Here is a 15,791-nt window from a genome sequence, read left to right as displayed (position 1 = left end):
CTCTTAATCAAGCCATACAGTTACCAGAACTGACATAGGACTGTCATGATGATTCTTAAGTGCAACAGTCAATTCAATAACCTTGCCTGCTGCTAACCCTTTCAAGTTAAATTTCCAGTCTCCGTTCACTTCTGGATACGGGCCTTCTCTGAATACTGAATGCTTACTCTTAAGTAAGGTGATTATTTGTCCAGTAGTAACCCCTCGCTCCCTCATGCGTTCCTTGACGTGATTGCTCCATCGAATCCTGTGAGTATAATTCGTTGCCAGATCATTCATTATCTTTCTGGCGGTTTCCTCCGACAGAGGAAATTCGTTTACGCCTTTAGGATTGTTTTTATTCATCAAAAACCTATCAACCTGATACCTATCATTTTGATAGGTTGAATGCACAATGTCAATTATTGTTTTAAATCATCAAAACAACCCGCTACCGCCTCGCGCTGAGGGATGAGTGTCCTGATAGATTTGTGAGAGTTTCTTACGGCTTACATGCGTGTACAATTGGGTTGTCAGAATACTTGCATGGCCAAGCATCTCTTGAATATGCCTTAAATCTGCACCATTATCCAGCATCGTTGTCGCTGTGTTATGGCGGTACAGGTGACAAGCTCCGGTGCGGTCAAACCCGGCAAGCTTCACATATTGAGAAGCCATGTCTGACAGCTTTCCCGGTATGTAGCGCTTCCCATTGTTCGCAAGAAATAACGATTTCCCGGAACCAACGAAGGCAAACATGGGGCGGATTTTTCCGATGTAGAACGCGACCCACTCACAGCCCCGCTGACTGATTGGCACTAGGCGCTCTTTCTTTCCCTTGCCATGAACACGAACAAGCTTTGCTGAGAAATCAATATCGTCAACATTGAGCTTAACAAGCTCACCGCGCCGTATGCCTGTCGCAAAAAAGGTTTCGAGTATTGCCCTGTCGCGCAGTCCTTTAATGCCGAACAGCAGCGGTTGCTCAAGTATGACTTCGATTTCCTCCTCTGTGTAGAGTGCTTTGGGGATCTGCTCACCTTTTGATGGAAGCTCAATATTCTGAAGGGGATTAGCCGATAGTAACCCTTTAATGTACAGGTACTTCACAAAGGTTTTCACGAACGTCAGAAGGTTACGCTTCTGTGCTGCGCCATTTTTACTGGCCTATCACAGCCAAGACCACTAAATCCTCATTATTAAAGTTGAGCAAGGCTTAATTATTTACGTATGATGGATGAATTGCAGATTGACTCAGGTTTTTCCATGCTTACGTTGCTTTTGGCACCTTTTCGGGTGCTTATTAATTTTATTTTTGGTGCGGTGGCTACGGCGATTATTGGTGTGCTGATTATCCTCATCGGCGTGCCTAAGTTGCTACTGCCTATTCCTGCTGTGCAGCGTGGGCTGTCAACGGTGGCTAATGCGCTGTTCCGGGTTTGGGGTTATGCGATGTCGATGATGTTTCGGCTGACGCAGCCCATGCACTGGCACATCGATGGCGATGCCGAGTTGCATCGCGATCGCTGGTACATGATTTTGTGCAACCATCGTAGTTGGGTCGATATCCTGGTGTTGATGCACCTAGCGTCGCGCAATATGCCGATGCCGCGGTTTTTCCTGAAGCAGCAATTGTTTTGGGCGCCAATTATTGGTTTGGGCTGCTGGACCTTAGATATGCCCTTTATGAAGCGTTACAGCCGTGAACAAATTGCCCGCAAGCCACATCTGAAGGGGCGCGATATTGCCACCACACAACAAAAGTGCGCCAAGTTCCGACATATTCCCACAACGGTGATTAATTTCTGTGAGGGGACGCGCTTTACTCCAGAAAAACATCAGCGCAAGAAGAGTCCGTTTCAACACTTGCTGCCCCCAAAGGCCGGCGGCACGGCGTTCACTTTGCAAACCATGGGTGATCAGTTTGACGCTATTTTGGATATCACTATTGTTTACCCGTCAAGTAAGCGCCCAGCGGTTTGGTTGCTACTAAGTGGCCAGCTTCGCGACATCTACGTAAACGTGGAAACCTTGCCAATGCGAGATGATTTAATTGGCGATTACTTCAACGACGAGGCGTTTAAAGACCGCTTCCAACGCTGGCTGAACCAACGCTGGAAACGTAAAGATGAGGTGATTGAGAAGCTTACTTCTCGAGCAGATAACCCGCCGCAGCAATAAAGTCATCGACGAAGTTTTCACTTTCGCTGAAGCCTTGTGGCAGCAGTCGGTATTTACCGTTAACGATAAAGGTTGGGGTTGAGTTCACACCGTAATTAGCGGCTTCACGATCCATTTTGTTGGCCATGCCGCGCACTGCAAAGCTGTTGATCATTTTATTGAAGTCTTCGCTGCTCACGCCATTGGTGGCAAACACCGCTTCGAAGTCTTCCATGCTACCCATCATGTTGTTTTGCACGAAGTTGCGCTGGAAAATAGCTGCCGCAATTTCTTTGTCTTTATCGAGCTGCTCGGCAAGTGCCCAGGCTTGATTCATCATCATGCCCTGATCTTTGTAATTGATAAACGAAACATGCGACTTATCAAAAGCATCTGGATATTGGTCTGACATTGCTTGCGCAATAGGCTCAAACCGATAGCAAGCACCGCAGAAAAACGAGAAGAATTCTTTAATTTCTGGCTGCTCAGTACCCTGTTCAGCAATCACTTCATAGTGCACGCCTTCCTCGAACTGCTGTGCAGCTACGGGAAACATCATCAATGCCAGTACGGCAAACAACATCTTTTTCATGGTGGATTCCTGTTGGTTCCAATTAACAATTAAAATTCGGATGTAACTCTAACGGAGCTTCTTGCAATGCTGCAAGCTGTTCTTTCATTGCCAGCACCTGCTGCTCCCAATACCGCTGCTCAGCAAACCAGGGGAATGCCCGTTGAAATGCAGTATCTTGCCAGCGCCGTGCCAGCCACGCCATGTAGTGTATGATGCGAAAACCGCGTAAGGGTTCAATCAAAGCCGTTTCGCGTGCATCAAAGTCACAAAATTCTTCGTAGCCGCTGACCAGAGCGTCCAACTGCATCCAGCGTTCCTGGCGATCATCGCCGGCCAGCATCATCCATAAATCCTGGATAGCAGGACCGGTGAGAGCATCGTCAAAGTCAACAAAGGTCAGCTCGTCCTCACGCAACAGCATATTGCCAAGATGGCAGTCGCCATGCAAACGCTGCTTATCATAGGCAGCTAAGTCGGTTGTTAGCAACCGCTCAGCTAAAGGTTCGGCAATGGCCCAAAAGGCGTTTTGAAGACCTTCAGGAATGAGCTCGGTTTGCCGCAATGTCTGCAATGATTGCGTGACAAAATAGTCGGCGTTAATGGTGCCGCGGTGCTTAAACTCACCTTGACGGGCCACCGCATGCAAGCGTCCAATTTGGCGCCCAATGCGCTCCAGCTCGTTCATGTCGCCGGGTTCTACCGCGCGCCCCCCAACACTTGGAAACACACTAAAACGATAGCCTTCAAAGTAGTGCAGGGTTGCCCCATCTAATTCCAGCGGCGCTACCGCCGGCACATCTTCGGCGAGTAGCTCAGCAGTAAACGCATGTTCTTCAAGAATTTGCGCGTCGCGCCAGCGCGCTGGACGATAGAACTTTGCGACATAACGCTTGGTGTCGTCGGCAACGAACTGGTAAACTCGGTTTTCGTAACTATTCAACGCTAACAGCCCTGACGCCGGATCTACTCCGACACTCGCCAACGCATTTGCAATGACATCTGGTGTTAACCCCGAAAAGCTAAAGTCTGTTGCCGCACCCGTGGCATTATTCATAAAGGAAACTCGTTTGGTGTTGCTCCACCACTTCACCGTCGGTGCTAGAAACCACAAAGACGATATCTTGTACGCGCTCGGTGACTTCGTCTGGATGTACCGCAAGAGTAACCGGTACTGTGGCCACTGAACCACCGGCAATGGTCAGCTCGGTCATACCCGACAACTGCACACGTTCGAAGCCTTTAGTGGCAATAATGAAACGCTGTGGCAGCTGCGATTTATTCAAAATCTTCAGGGTATAAACGTTCTGCACCCACCCCTCCATGCTGATGCTGTAGAGCTGATTCCGGTCACGTAAGACATCTACTTCTAAAGGTTTTCTTGTTGAAATATCCCAAACGAGTAGCCCTGTCATTGCTATCATGACAATAAAGTAACCAACCGCTTTGAAACGGGTTTTCCGAGTGCGTCCACCTTCAAGGTTTCGTTCAGTGGTAAACCGAATGAGCCCTCGTGGGTACTTCATTTTGTCCATGACATCGTTGCACGCATCAACACAGGCGCCACAGTTAATACATTCATACTGAAGACCATTACGGATATCGATACCAGTTGGGCAGACTTGTACGCACATATTGCAATCAATACAATCACCGAGCCCTTTCGCTTTGTGGTCGGTACGTTTAGAACGCGGCCCACGAGGCTCGCCACGATTAGGATCGTAGGACACTGTGATGGTGTCCTTATCGAACATTGCCGACTGAAAGCGCGCGTAGGGGCAGATATGCGTGCACATGATTTCCCGCATCCAGCCAGCGTTGCCATAGGTACAGAACGTAAAGAATAAAACTGAGAACGTGGCCCAAAAACCTGTATTCAAGGTCCAAAAATCAGTAAAAAGGTTTTGTATGTCGGTAAAGTAACCGACAAAAATCATTGACGTGAGTAGGGCAACAACAAGCCACGCCGTATGCTTCGCGACTTTTCGCCAAATTTTATCAAGGTCCCACGCTCGGCGATCAAGTGCGATACGTTTATTACGTGGCCCCTCGATTTTTTTCTCAAACCACATGAAAATAAAAGTCCAAGTGGTTTGTGGACACATGAATCCACACCAGACACGCCCGTATAAGGTGGTGACAAAGAATAGTGCAAACGCTGCAACGATAGATATCCACGCAAGAATTGTCAGATCTTGCGGCCAAAGAGTCATGCCGAAAATGCGGAAGCGTTGGTTCGCAATGTCGAGTAACACCGCTTGATCGCCATTCCACTGTAGCCAAGGAATAAGCGCAAACACAAACAGCAATAAAAAGCCAAAGCTACGCCTAAACCACTCAAGCTTCCCTTTTACATCACGCACATAAATACGGCTTCGCGGCGCGTAATCATTACTGCGTTTATCTGGATCTGGCCGCTCGATCTTAACTTTATCAGCTGCCATCACTTTGACTTTCTGCTCCATAACCGTACGTCACCCTCAGCTATTTCCACAAGATATAAGGGATTATACGCTTATTTGGCTGCTTTTTTCACCGTTAAATAGGGGGATTTATCTCATGAAAAAGTTTGCCCCCTCTACAGCTGGCTAATTTAACTCTGCGAGGGCGCGCGGTGTTTGCGTTCGTTGTAGCTGCCTGCGGCAATTAAACATGGCTTACTGGAAGCTTAATTCTTAATTAACGCTTGCACAGCATCCAGCAATATATTGGTTCCTGCTTCAACGTCATGCCAATGAGACCACTCGTCAGGCGCATGACTCACGCCGTTTACTGAAGGAATAAAAATAAGTCCTGCGTCGGTAATCTCAGACATAAACTGGGTATCGTGACCTGCACCACTGGGCATTCGCAGGTAACTATAACCGCGTTTTTTAACTTGTTTTTCAATAAGATCCGTCACCTTCGATGAACAGGGTTTTGGCCCTAACCAGCTCGTCTGCTCATATTCAAACATCAAACGATGACGCCGAGCTATCGCCGAAAGAGCTTTACGACACGCGCTGGCGACTTCTTCCATTACACTTTCTTCCATGTCACGACCGACAATAGTGAATACCGCCTCACCTGGAACTGTGTGGGGATTACCTGGTTTTAGCTCCACTTTACCCACGGTAATTCTGGTTTTATCGGTACCATTTTCTGCAATGATGCGGTCGATCTCATGCGCAAAGTCAGCGAGGCCCATAAAGGCATCACTTCGCATATGCATTGGCGCCGTACCTGCGTGGTCTGCCTTACCTTTCAAATGCACTATCCATTTAAAAACTCCGGAGATACCATCAACCACGCCAATCTGTAGGTTTTCTTGAATAAGTACCGGCCCCTGCTCAATGTGCAGCTCGAGATATCCTTTCAACTGTTCAGGTCGCCAAGCGGCGTCAAGCGCATCCATCGCTTCAAGACCCTGAGCGGCCATCGCATCTTTCAAATAAACATTATCGGCATCGTGGGCAGATAACACCCAGTCTGGGTTAAGTTTTCCGGCAATCGCCTGCGCCCCGAACATACCGCCGAAGCGGCCTTCCTCTTCGGCGGTTGCCACCGCCCAAATAGGTGTCTCGTGCGAACAGCCGTTATCGTCCAACGTTTGCATCACTTCAAGTGCTGCCATCACGCCAAGCGCACCATCAAACATACCGCCAGCAGGCACGGTATCAATATGTGAGCCCATCAGCACGGTCGGTTCGGTTCGGTCTCCACGGCCAAAAAACACGTTACCGGCACCGTCCATGAAAGTATCGTAGCCGGCGCTTTTGGCTTTCTGTTGCAACCATCGCCTCGCTTCCATATCGGCATCACTAAAACCAGTGCGATAAATGCCACGGTCGTCTTCGTTATAGCCAATTTTTGAAAGTTCGATGAGGTTTTCTTTTAGGCGCTCACAATTAATTTCCATGGGACTCCTATTTTGTCGTTGCTCGATAAAGCTTAGATACTGCAACGCAATAGAGCAAATCAGAAGCGCAGAACCCTTATCCCATAGGCGAAACAGTGTTTTTACTTATTTTACTCACACTAGCTACCCTGATAACTTTGTTGGCTTAAATCGAATATCTACTATCGAATTAGTGCATCTCTTAAATACAAGGTCAGTAACATGCGCGTAAAGCAAACTGAAACTCAATTAGCTGCTCAGCAGCGTGGCTTTCATTTAATTACGAATGACATCGAGGCGGCATTGCCTGAGTTAAGTACGGTGCGGGCGGGGCTGCTGCACGTGTTTATAAAGCATACGTCGGCATCATTGACCATCAACGAGAACGCTGACCCAACCGTGCGGCAAGATTTTGAAAGCCATTTTAACGAGATGGTGCCTGAGCACGCGCCCTACTATGTGCATACCTACGAAGGTCCGGATGATATGCCGGCACATTTGAAGTCGAGCCTGCTGGGCAGTAGTGTGTCAATTCCAGTCACTAACGGACGCTTGAATTTAGGTACCTGGCAGGGTGTTTACTTGTGCGAACACCGTGATCACGGCGGCGCGCGTGAGTTGGTGTTAACTTTGCAGTACGAGACCTAAAAAAAGCCCGGCGCAAGGCCGGGCAAAAGGGTTGGAACAACCAGATCTCAGGGAATTCGATGGCCACTCTAGCTGGCCATCATGACAAACATGTTACAGTTGCCGAATGATTTTTAAGCGATTCGACGCGCTGTTGCAGCGGCATTTAAAACAGCTGCCATTTTGATCGAGTGTTGAATCACTTGCGCTGAAATATCATGCTTCAGTAATACGCCAACGTGTGAGTCAATACACATACCACACCCGTTCAGTGCCGAAACAGCCAGTGAATACAGTTCAAAGTCGGCCTTATCTACACCAGGGTTGGCCATACCATTCATGCGCAAGCCGGCTGGCATTTTGCTAAATTGCTTGTCGCTACTGAGGTGTACGAAGCGATAATAAATATTGTTCATTGCCATTAAGGTGGCAGCTAGCTTCGCGGCACCTATAACGTTGTCTTCAATTTTATCTGCTGCTTCTGCTTCAACGGCAGCGGTTAACTCGTCGTCGCCCATCGCATAAACAAGAGACAGCGCGGTGCCGTAAAATTGGGTCGGGGTCATGCCAGAGGTATCAACATTACCGAAAATGTTCGACAAATTGAGTTTAGTGTCTTTACCGTGGTCGCCCAAGCCTTGTTTGTAATCTGCAATACTCATCTAGATTCCTCCTCAAAAAGGAGTGCCGCCGCAGCGGCACTCAAAGTAACATCATCAAATGTGGGGGTGATGATGTTGCTTATAGGGTGTCACCGCCCACAGCGCGGTTACATGGACACAGCTCATCCGTTTGTAAGCCATCTAAGATACGTAAGATCTCGGTTGGGTTACGGCCTACGTTCAGGTTGTTCACTGACACGTGTTGAATTACGCCATGTGGGTCGACGACGAAGGTTGCACGCAAGGCAACGTTCTCTACTTGGTCACGAACGCCTAAACCATCAACCAATGAACCGTTATCAGCGAACGAGTACTGGTTCAAGCTTTTCAGGTCTGGGTGCTCACGGCGCCATGCTAGCTTCACGAACTCGTTGTCAGTGCTACCGCCAAGAACCACTGCGTCACGGTCAGCAAACTCTTCGTTCAACTTGGCGAACTCAACAATTTCTGTTGGGCATACGAACGTGAAATCTTTCGGATAAAAGAAAATGATTTTCCATTTACCTTCAAAGCTATCGTTAGTGATAGTTTCAAAGGCGCTGTCGCCGTTTTCTTCTGGCATATTAAAGCCAGGCTTAGCTGCAACAACTGAGAATTCTGGTAATTTATCGCCTACTGTTAACATACTTAATGTCTCCTATTATTCGACGTTTCAGACTGTATTGAATCGTGTGATAGATGGCGGCCAACTGGCCTTCATCTCGGTACGGGGAGAATACTAAGCGGTTTGGTTGATTTGTTAAAACGAATAAAAGGGATTATGATAATCGAAAAAGATGATTAAACTTTTCTGCGAGGCTTCATGAGTAAGTTACCCAGTTTAAAAAACTTGAGTTATTTGTTGGCACTGCACCAACATCAAAACTTTAACCGAGCGGCACAAGCCTGCTATGTCAGTCAGTCGACGCTTAGTAGTGGTATTCAAAACCTTGAAGAGCAGCTAGGTTGTCAGCTTATTGAGCGCGATCACAAGTCGTTTTTGTTCACCGCGATGGGTGAGGAAATTGTCGAACAGTCGCGCAAAATCATTACTGAAACTGAAGAACTCATGTTGTTCGCGCAGAGCCAGGGTAACGCCATGGACGGCCCGCTGCGGCTTGGCTGTATTCCCACCATCGCGCCTTTTTTGCTTGGTCACTTAAGTAAGCAAGTGCAGAAATGTTATCCGTCGCTGCAGCTTAATATTCGCGAAGACACCACCCAAAATTTACTACAACTTCTACGCGACGGTGAGCTCGACGTATTGATACTGGCGCTACCCATGGATTTGCAAGGTCATCAAAGCTATATGCTCGGCCGTGATCCATTCAAGTTGGTCATGCACAAGTCACTGGCGGCAAAACTCGATGAACCAGTGAATTATAGCCGGCTTCCCGATAACTCGATTTACTTGCTGGAAAAAGAGCACTGCCTTACGGGGCACGCTGTTGCGGCTTGTGAGCTAGCTGACTCAACGAAGATCAACCCATTTACGGCAACCAGTCTACACAGCTTAGTACAGATGGCAGACGCTGGGCTGGGCGCGACCTTTTTGCCGCAAATGGCGATTGAACAAGGCATTTTAAACGGTACCGAGCTGGTCGCACTCCAACCTAAAGGGCAGCACGCAGCCCGTGATATTGGATTGATTTATCGATCAACTACGAATCGACGTCAAACCTTCCGCAAACTTGCCGAAGTTGTCGCCGACTTGTTACCTGAACGCACATTGACGTAAGAAAATCGCAATCAAAGTCATCCAAATTCGAACTTCGTCTATAGTAAAGACAAACATTCCTAAAAGGAGCACATGATGTTGCACACGTTTTTTAAACTATCGACCGTCGCACTTTTCTGCAGCACAGCAGTCGCTGGTGCCGCACTCACCAACGCCTATGCCGCTGAGGCGCAAACCGAACGACACACGGTGGAAGTTACGACCGTCGCTGATGGCTTAAATTTTCCATGGGGAATGGCCTTCTTACCAACCGGTGAAGCACTGATTACGGAAAAGTCAGGCAGCCTGCGCCGAGTTGGACTGGACGGTGTTATCAGTAATGCTATTTCGGGGGTTCCCGATGTAGTTTACAAGAGCCAAGGAGGGTTATTAGATGTCGCTATCGATCCTGACTTTGGTGAGAACAGTTGGGTTTACCTGAGCTATTCTGAAGCAGACCCAGCCGGCGGTAAAGGCAACAGCACAGCCGTTGCCCGCGGTAAACTCGTAGGTAATAACTTACAAGACGTAGAAGTTATTTTCCGCGGTGCACCGAAGTATGAGAGCGGTGCACATTTTGGTTCTCGATTAGCATTTTCTCCTGAAGGCTACCTGTTTATTACTTTAGGTGACCGCTATTCGGCCATGGACGACGCTCAGACATTGGATAACCACCACGGTAAAGTCGTACGTATTTGGCCGGACGGCAGTATTCCAGAAGATAACCCATTTGTCGGGCAAGAAGGGGCATTGCCTGAAATCTGGTCGTATGGGCACCGTAACGTCCAAGGTGCCGCGATTCACCCCCAAACCGGTGCCTTATGGACCGTGGAACACGGACCGAAAGGGGGAGATGAAATTAATATCCCGGTTGCCGGACATAACTATGGCTGGCCACTAGCAACCTACGGTATCGATTACGACGGCAGTATTATTAGCGATAAAACCCATGTCGAAGGTACGGTTCAGCCGCATTATTATTGGTTGCCCTCGATCGCGACCTCAAACATGATTTTTTATACCGGAAACGAATTCCCAGCTTGGCAAGGTGACCTTTTAGTTGGTGCACTGAAAGCATCTAAAGTTGCGCGACTGGATTTAGAAGGCAAGCGCGTGATGCACGAAGAAGCGCTCTTCGAACAGGTTGTCGAGCAGCGTATACGTGATATTGAGCAGGGCCCAGATGGCGCTATCTATCTGCTCACCGATGACCGTAACGGTAAGTTCATCCGCATCTCTAACGCAGACGATTAAACAAGGTAATTCATTTATGGTTCGACCATCAAAGTCAGCGCTGGCTATTTTTGCCAGCGCTAGTCTTAGTTGTGGCATTTCAACGCCTGCTATCAGCCAAGATAACTCAGGCACGCTAGCAGCCTCTGACGACGTCACAATAGAGCGTATTGAAATTACCGCAACGCAGCGTTTACCAAGCCAAACGACGCCCGCAGCGGTGAGTAATATCACCACCGATGAACAACTGCCCGGCATGCGTATCGATGCCGCGGAGGTGTTAGCCGGTATCGCCGGAGTGCAGAGTGACTCACGCGCTAACTACGCGCAAGACACGCGCATTACCTTACGAGGGTTCGGTGCTCGTTCAGCCTTTGGTGTGCGCGGTGTTTTGTTGCGCCTCGATGGCGTGCCTTTGAGTATGCCTGACGGCCAAGCGCAAACATCGAGCATTTTGCTCGACGAAGCCGACAACGTTCAGGTTATCCGAGGCCCTCTGGCCGCCATTTATGGGAACGCGGCAGGTGGTGTGATTCATTGGCGTAGCCGGACGCCGCAAGTCACTCAAACGGACGTTAAGCTACTGGCAGCGGGCAATAATGCTCGACGAGCCTTGGTACAACACGACTGGGTGGCAGAGACCCAAGCCTTGCGTATTGCCGGCGCGACCTTTGAAACTGACGGGCCACGCCCGCATAACCGTGCAGAGCGCCACCAAGTCGCGGCTCGGTGGTATCAGCAGCTCGATGAAAACACACGAATGATTGTCCGCTTCGACAACAACAATGCACCGTTTTTGCAGGACCCAAGCTCGCTCACTCCCGCAGCCTGGCGAGAGGACCCTGAACAAACCGTTGAACGTGCCTTTACCTTCAACACGCGTAAGCGCATACACCACCGACAAGCATCGGTCAGTGTTGAACACGAGACCCCACACCAAGCCGCCGATGTCTCCGCGTGGCGTGGTTGGCGAGATGTTGAGCAGTATCTGCCCTTTCCTGGAAGCGACTTAAGTGGCGATGGCGCGGTCATTGATTTGCGCCGAGACTTTACCGGTATAGATGCGAATTACCATCTACGTTTACCGACTTTGCCACAATGGCAATTGAGCACAGGCTTGCAACTCGCCGAACAGAATGACCGTCGCTTTGGCTACGTCAACGATTTTGGTCGTCGCGGCGAGGTCCGTCGGAATGACGACGGTACGGTGCAAACTGAATCGGCTTATGCACTTTTACAGTGGCAACCCATGGCCCGCTGGAAACTAATGACCGGGGTACGCTATAACCATGCTGAATTTAGTGTTGCCGACTTTTTTGTCATTCCCGAAAATCCCGACGATAGCGGTGCCGCTTCAATGCAACAGTTTAGTTGGATGGCGGGAGTAAACTACGCCGTGTCCGACCGTTGGTCGGTATTTGTAAGTCGCGGTAACGGCTTTGAAACGCCAACCCTTACTGAACTTGCCTATCGCAATGGTGGCACGGGTCTCAATACTGAACTCGGTCCCGCCACCAATCAACAATGGGAAATCGGCAGTAAATGGCAAGCCCGTGACTGGCAGGCTCGGTTCACCTGGTTCCATATCGACACCGCCAACGAAATTGTGGTTGACCAAAACAATGAAGGCCGCACAACTTATACCAATGCTGAACAAACGCAGCGCCAAGGCGTTGAGCTAAGCATGAGGGCTCATTTAGCGGCAAACTGGTCGACACGTGCCAGTGCCACCTATACCGACGCTCGCTATAGCAACGATGCCCGGTTACCTGGGGTCGCTCAACAGCAGGCCTATTGGCAGTTAGCCTGGCAGCCCTATGCACAAACCGACGTGCAACTTGTTGGTGAATACCGTAGTGATGTTGCCGCCAATGACAGCAATGGGGTCGTTGCTCCAGCACACACGTTATGGCACCTCGCAGTGCAACAACAGTGGCGCTACCATAACTTGCAATTACAGCCGTGGCTCAAATTACATAACCTCACCGATCGAGAGTATGTCGGCTCTGTCGTTGTCAACCAAGGCAGCGGGCGTGCATTCGAACCGGGCATTGGCCGTGAGGTTCAAGTTGGCCTGCACCTTAATTATCTGTGGTAAGCCAGCGGTAAAGTGTGCGGCGGGTAATGCCCAAGATCCTCGCCGCACGTTGTTTATTGCCGTCCGTCGCGGCCAATACCTGCTTAACATATTGTGCTTGTACCTGTTGCAGACTTGGCCATGATTCAAGGCTGGTATCAGCGTCTACCGCTTGGTTTTCTGTCGGCGTTTGACCCCGTATTCGCGCCGGAAAGTGTTCTGGCTGAATCCACTCTTGTTCACAAAAGGTATAGGCGCGTTCAATCGCATTTTGTAGCTCCCGCACATTCCCTGGGAACTCATAATGTTGCATCAGCACTTTTGCTGGCGCTGAAAAGCCGAAGATCGCTTTCTCGTTGACCGCGCGTAGCTGCTGAAAAAAATGCTGAGCCAACAAGAGTACGTCTTGACCTCGTTCTCGCAGCGCCGGCACGTCGAGTCGAAAGGTTTCAAGACGATAGAAGAGGTCCTCGCGAAACAGTTGATCACGCACGCGAGCTTCAAGGTCTTGATGGGTGGCGGCAATAATGCGCACATCAACAGACTCTTCTTGATCACTTCCCACCGGCCGCAAAGTCCCCTCTTGTAGCACCCGCAGAAGTTTGGCTTGTAGTGCCAATGGCATTTCACCTATTTCGTCAAGCAACAGGCTCCCGCCATCAGCCTCTTTAAGCAGTCCGGCTCGCGAACGTTGAGCCCCGGTGAAGGCGCCAGCCGCGTGGCCAAAAAACTCACTCTCCATTAATTCAGCGGGAATGCCCGCACAGTTGACCGCCAGAAACGGCTGCTCCGCTCGTTTACTTTGTTGGTGCAACGCCCGTGCGACCAGCTCTTTACCGGTACCACTTTCGCCCTGAATTAAAACCGCACCATCGGCAGTTGCGATCTGACCAATGGCCTGATAGAGCGAGGTCATCGCCGGGCTTGCGCCAATAAGCCCCGCGGGGCCAACGCTCGGCTCTTGCGCTGAACGATAATGGGCTACCTCGTGTTGTAATTGTTGGTAGTCCAATACCCGTTCAACGCTGACTAATAAATGCTCAAGATCTAGCGGTTTAGTAAGAAAGTCATCAGCGCCCTGACGTAAGGCTTCGACCGCTTGCGATACAGTGCCAAACGCGGTAATCAGAATAAACGCTGGGGCCGTCGGCTGCTGTTGTAGTTGATGTAATAGCTGCATACCCGTGATGCCAGGCAAACGGATATCGCTGATCACTAACTTCACATGACGCTGCTCTAGTGCCATAAAGTCTTCTGCTGTGCCGAAGGTCTTGACGCGATAGCCAGCACTTTCCAGTTCTTCTTGTAGCAGTTCGCGTAAGCCTGGATCATCTTCGACCACGGCAATGGTAATCGCTGACATGAGCGCTCCTATTGGTTTTCCTTCTGATACGTCTTCGCTGGGTGCTTTTGGCGCGGTAAAGTGACGCGCGCTTCACAACCACCGCTGGTCGCATTTTGTAACGTAAACCGCCCTTCATGAGCGTCAATGATATGCGCGACGATGGCCAAGCCGAGTCCCGTTCCTTCACCTATAGGCTTGGTGGTAGTAAAGGGTTCAACTAAGTGTTCCATAGTGCTTGTACGAGGTAAGCCTTGGCCATCGTCAGCAACGACGACTGTGCACTGTGCCTGGCTTGTTAGATCCATAGTGACTCGAACTTGTTTCGTCGCCGCCTGCATGGCATTCCGTAATAGATTGACCAGTGCCAGTTCTAGCCTTGAGCCGTCCACACGCACCCAAACCGGCGTATCTGGCAAGTCGAGCACCAGCTCGGGAGCGTCTGCTTTTTGTTCATGTTGCACCGCCACCGACGCCTGTCTCACCAATTCGGCAATCGATTCGTAGCCCTCTTCGCTAATCGGCGTACGACTAAAGTCGAGTAACTGTTGTACCAGTCGCGTTAGGCGTTCCACTTGCCCCCGAATGGCGCTTAGCTGGCGTTGGCTTTCGGCATCTGGATGATGCCCTTGAAGCCGTTTAGCTCGCCCCGAAATCACCGTTAATGGGGCGCCCAGTTCGTGTGCGACGCCGCGTGCGAGCTGGCCTATTGCGGCCATCTTTTCATGTTCGCGCAGCCGCGTGTTAAGTTCTAATCGTTGTTGCTGGCGTGTACGGTAATACCCTACGGCTAAAATACCAACCAACGCCAACGCAACAATACTCCACGACACCCAAGCAATTCTCTCCAGTCGTGAAAAGCTTTGCTGAAAGTCTTCGGCACGGCGATTCAGTTGCATAAAACCTATTAAACGTTCAGCGCGGTCGTGTACCGGAATAAACTGCGAAAACACATCACGCCCGGCCACCTCTCGATAGCTATCACGTTGCTCTCCTGTAGACACGACTTGCTCGGCCAGCACACTCTCCGACAAATCGAGCTCGGTGACACCCGCCGACGCGACGAGTTCACCGTTGGTGTCGTAGACCGAAGCACCATACACTCGGCCAAGTTCAAACACCGCATCAAGGTGTGCTTGAACACGGGGAATATCATCACTAAGCAGCGCGTCGCTCAACGGTAGCCGTATCGCTCGCCCAACCAGCTTGAGGTCGTCGCGCAGGCGCTGGTCTTGAAATTCTCGCGCTTGCTCTAGCGCCACGCCTATCGCTAAGCCCGACAACGTCAGCAGTGGTAAAACGAGATAGAACAAGAAAGCGCGTTGCCAACTGGGACTGGTTATTCGCTGTAATATGTATCTTTTTGTCACATCTTCACCTTGGTTGAATGTGACATAAGTATACATTCTTAGAGGCCTATGATCGAAACGAACAATAAACAACGCTTTTTCAGATGCTTAGGCGAACGTTTAAGTTGGCATGGCTCTTGCTGCGTTAGAGGCCGAACAGACTTCGTTTATGAACCAAGCTGACACCATGATCAGCAAGCATTTAAGTACAACTCAAC

General features: G+C 49.9%; 15 protein-coding genes. 5 read left to right on the top strand and 10 right to left on the bottom strand.

The features are described from left to right. Positions 1-3: 3 nt before the first annotated feature. Together PSI9734_RS06810 and PSI9734_RS06805 are read right to left on the bottom strand one after the other, a co-directional pair. Positions 4-345: a DUF4258 domain-containing protein gene (locus tag PSI9734_RS06810; RefSeq protein WP_110576454.1), complete on the bottom strand. Its 342-nt coding sequence runs from the start codon at positions 343-345 to the stop codon at positions 4-6. 72 nt (positions 346-417) lie between these two features. Next, positions 418-1,089, bottom strand: coding sequence for a tyrosine-type recombinase/integrase (locus PSI9734_RS06805; protein WP_246194782.1), 672 nt, complete (start codon positions 1,087-1,089; stop codon positions 418-420). Between the two features lie 156 nt (positions 1,090-1,245). Between PSI9734_RS06805 and PSI9734_RS06800 the strand changes: the two genes are divergently transcribed. Beyond that, positions 1,246-2,160: an acyltransferase gene (locus PSI9734_RS06800; protein WP_173920353.1), complete on the top strand. Its 915-nt coding sequence runs from the start codon at positions 1,246-1,248 to the stop codon at positions 2,158-2,160. Here PSI9734_RS06800 and PSI9734_RS06795 read toward each other — a convergent pair. From PSI9734_RS06795 to PSI9734_RS06780, 4 genes are all read right to left on the bottom strand, one after another. Further along, positions 2,126-2,731 (bottom strand): thiol:disulfide interchange protein DsbA/DsbL, encoded by a 606-nt coding sequence (locus PSI9734_RS06795; protein ID WP_173920352.1) that lies wholly within the window; start codon positions 2,729-2,731, stop codon positions 2,126-2,128. The two genes, PSI9734_RS06800 and PSI9734_RS06795, sit on opposite strands and share 35 nt — an antisense overlap. Before the next feature lie 22 nt (positions 2,732-2,753). After that, positions 2,754-3,767, bottom strand: a complete 1,014-nt coding sequence (locus PSI9734_RS06790) for a serine/threonine protein kinase (RefSeq protein ID WP_173920351.1) — start codon at positions 3,765-3,767, stop codon at positions 2,754-2,756. Further along, a complete protein-coding gene (gene ccoG / locus PSI9734_RS06785; protein ID WP_173920350.1) occupies positions 3,760-5,175 on the bottom strand; it encodes a cytochrome c oxidase accessory protein CcoG in 1,416 nt (471 codons plus the stop codon). The genes PSI9734_RS06790 and ccoG overlap by 8 nt, the downstream gene beginning before the upstream one ends. A 203-nt stretch (positions 5,176-5,378) precedes the next feature. After that, complete coding sequence (locus PSI9734_RS06780) at positions 5,379-6,608, bottom strand: Zn-dependent hydrolase (protein ID WP_173920349.1); 1,230 nt, start codon at positions 6,606-6,608, stop codon at positions 5,379-5,381. A gap of 201 nt (positions 6,609-6,809) precedes the next feature. On the opposite strand from PSI9734_RS06780, the gene PSI9734_RS06775 reads away from it, so the two are divergent. Continuing rightward, positions 6,810-7,235, top strand: a complete 426-nt coding sequence (locus PSI9734_RS06775; protein WP_173920348.1) for a secondary thiamine-phosphate synthase enzyme YjbQ — start codon at positions 6,810-6,812, stop codon at positions 7,233-7,235. A gap of 113 nt (positions 7,236-7,348) precedes the next feature. On the opposite strand, the gene PSI9734_RS06770 is transcribed toward PSI9734_RS06775, so the two are convergent. Then, positions 7,349-7,876, bottom strand: a complete 528-nt coding sequence (locus PSI9734_RS06770) for a carboxymuconolactone decarboxylase family protein (protein ID WP_173920347.1) — start codon at positions 7,874-7,876, stop codon at positions 7,349-7,351. A 79-nt stretch (positions 7,877-7,955) separates the two neighbouring features. Next, positions 7,956-8,501: a peroxiredoxin gene (locus PSI9734_RS06765; RefSeq protein ID WP_173920346.1), complete on the bottom strand. Its 546-nt coding sequence runs from the start codon at positions 8,499-8,501 to the stop codon at positions 7,956-7,958. A 177-nt stretch (positions 8,502-8,678) separates the two neighbouring features. Between PSI9734_RS06765 and PSI9734_RS06760 the strand changes: the two genes are divergently transcribed. From PSI9734_RS06760 to PSI9734_RS06750, 3 genes are all read left to right on the top strand, one after another. Then, positions 8,679-9,593, top strand: coding sequence for a hydrogen peroxide-inducible genes activator (locus PSI9734_RS06760; RefSeq protein WP_173920345.1), 915 nt, complete (start codon positions 8,679-8,681; stop codon positions 9,591-9,593). Between the two features lie 72 nt (positions 9,594-9,665). Then, the gene (locus PSI9734_RS06755; protein WP_173920344.1) at positions 9,666-10,826 is read left to right on the top strand and encodes a PQQ-dependent sugar dehydrogenase; all 1,161 of its coding nucleotides are present in this window, start codon (positions 9,666-9,668) and stop codon (positions 10,824-10,826) included. A gap of 16 nt (positions 10,827-10,842) precedes the next feature. Continuing rightward, complete coding sequence (locus PSI9734_RS06750; RefSeq protein WP_173920343.1) at positions 10,843-12,903, top strand: TonB-dependent receptor family protein; 2,061 nt, start codon at positions 10,843-10,845, stop codon at positions 12,901-12,903. On the opposite strand, the gene PSI9734_RS06745 is transcribed toward PSI9734_RS06750, so the two are convergent. Both PSI9734_RS06745 and PSI9734_RS06740 read right to left on the bottom strand, forming a co-directional pair. Beyond that, a complete protein-coding gene (locus PSI9734_RS06745) occupies positions 12,887-14,245 on the bottom strand; it encodes a sigma-54-dependent transcriptional regulator (RefSeq protein WP_173920342.1) in 1,359 nt (452 codons plus the stop codon). The genes PSI9734_RS06750 and PSI9734_RS06745 overlap by 17 nt on opposite strands. An 8-nt stretch (positions 14,246-14,253) precedes the next feature. After that, positions 14,254-15,594 carry an ATP-binding protein gene (locus PSI9734_RS06740; RefSeq protein WP_246194780.1) on the bottom strand — a complete coding sequence of 447 codons (1,341 nt, stop codon included), beginning with the start codon at positions 15,592-15,594 and terminating at the stop codon, positions 14,254-14,256. Between the last annotated feature and the right edge of the window lie 197 nt (positions 15,595-15,791).

Source organism: Pseudidiomarina piscicola (assembly GCF_902806985.1).
Lineage (GTDB): Bacteria > Pseudomonadota > Gammaproteobacteria > Enterobacterales > Alteromonadaceae > Pseudidiomarina > Pseudidiomarina piscicola.
The sequence above is the reverse complement of the archived record's forward strand: the minus strand, read 5'-3'. Positions and strand labels throughout refer to the sequence as shown.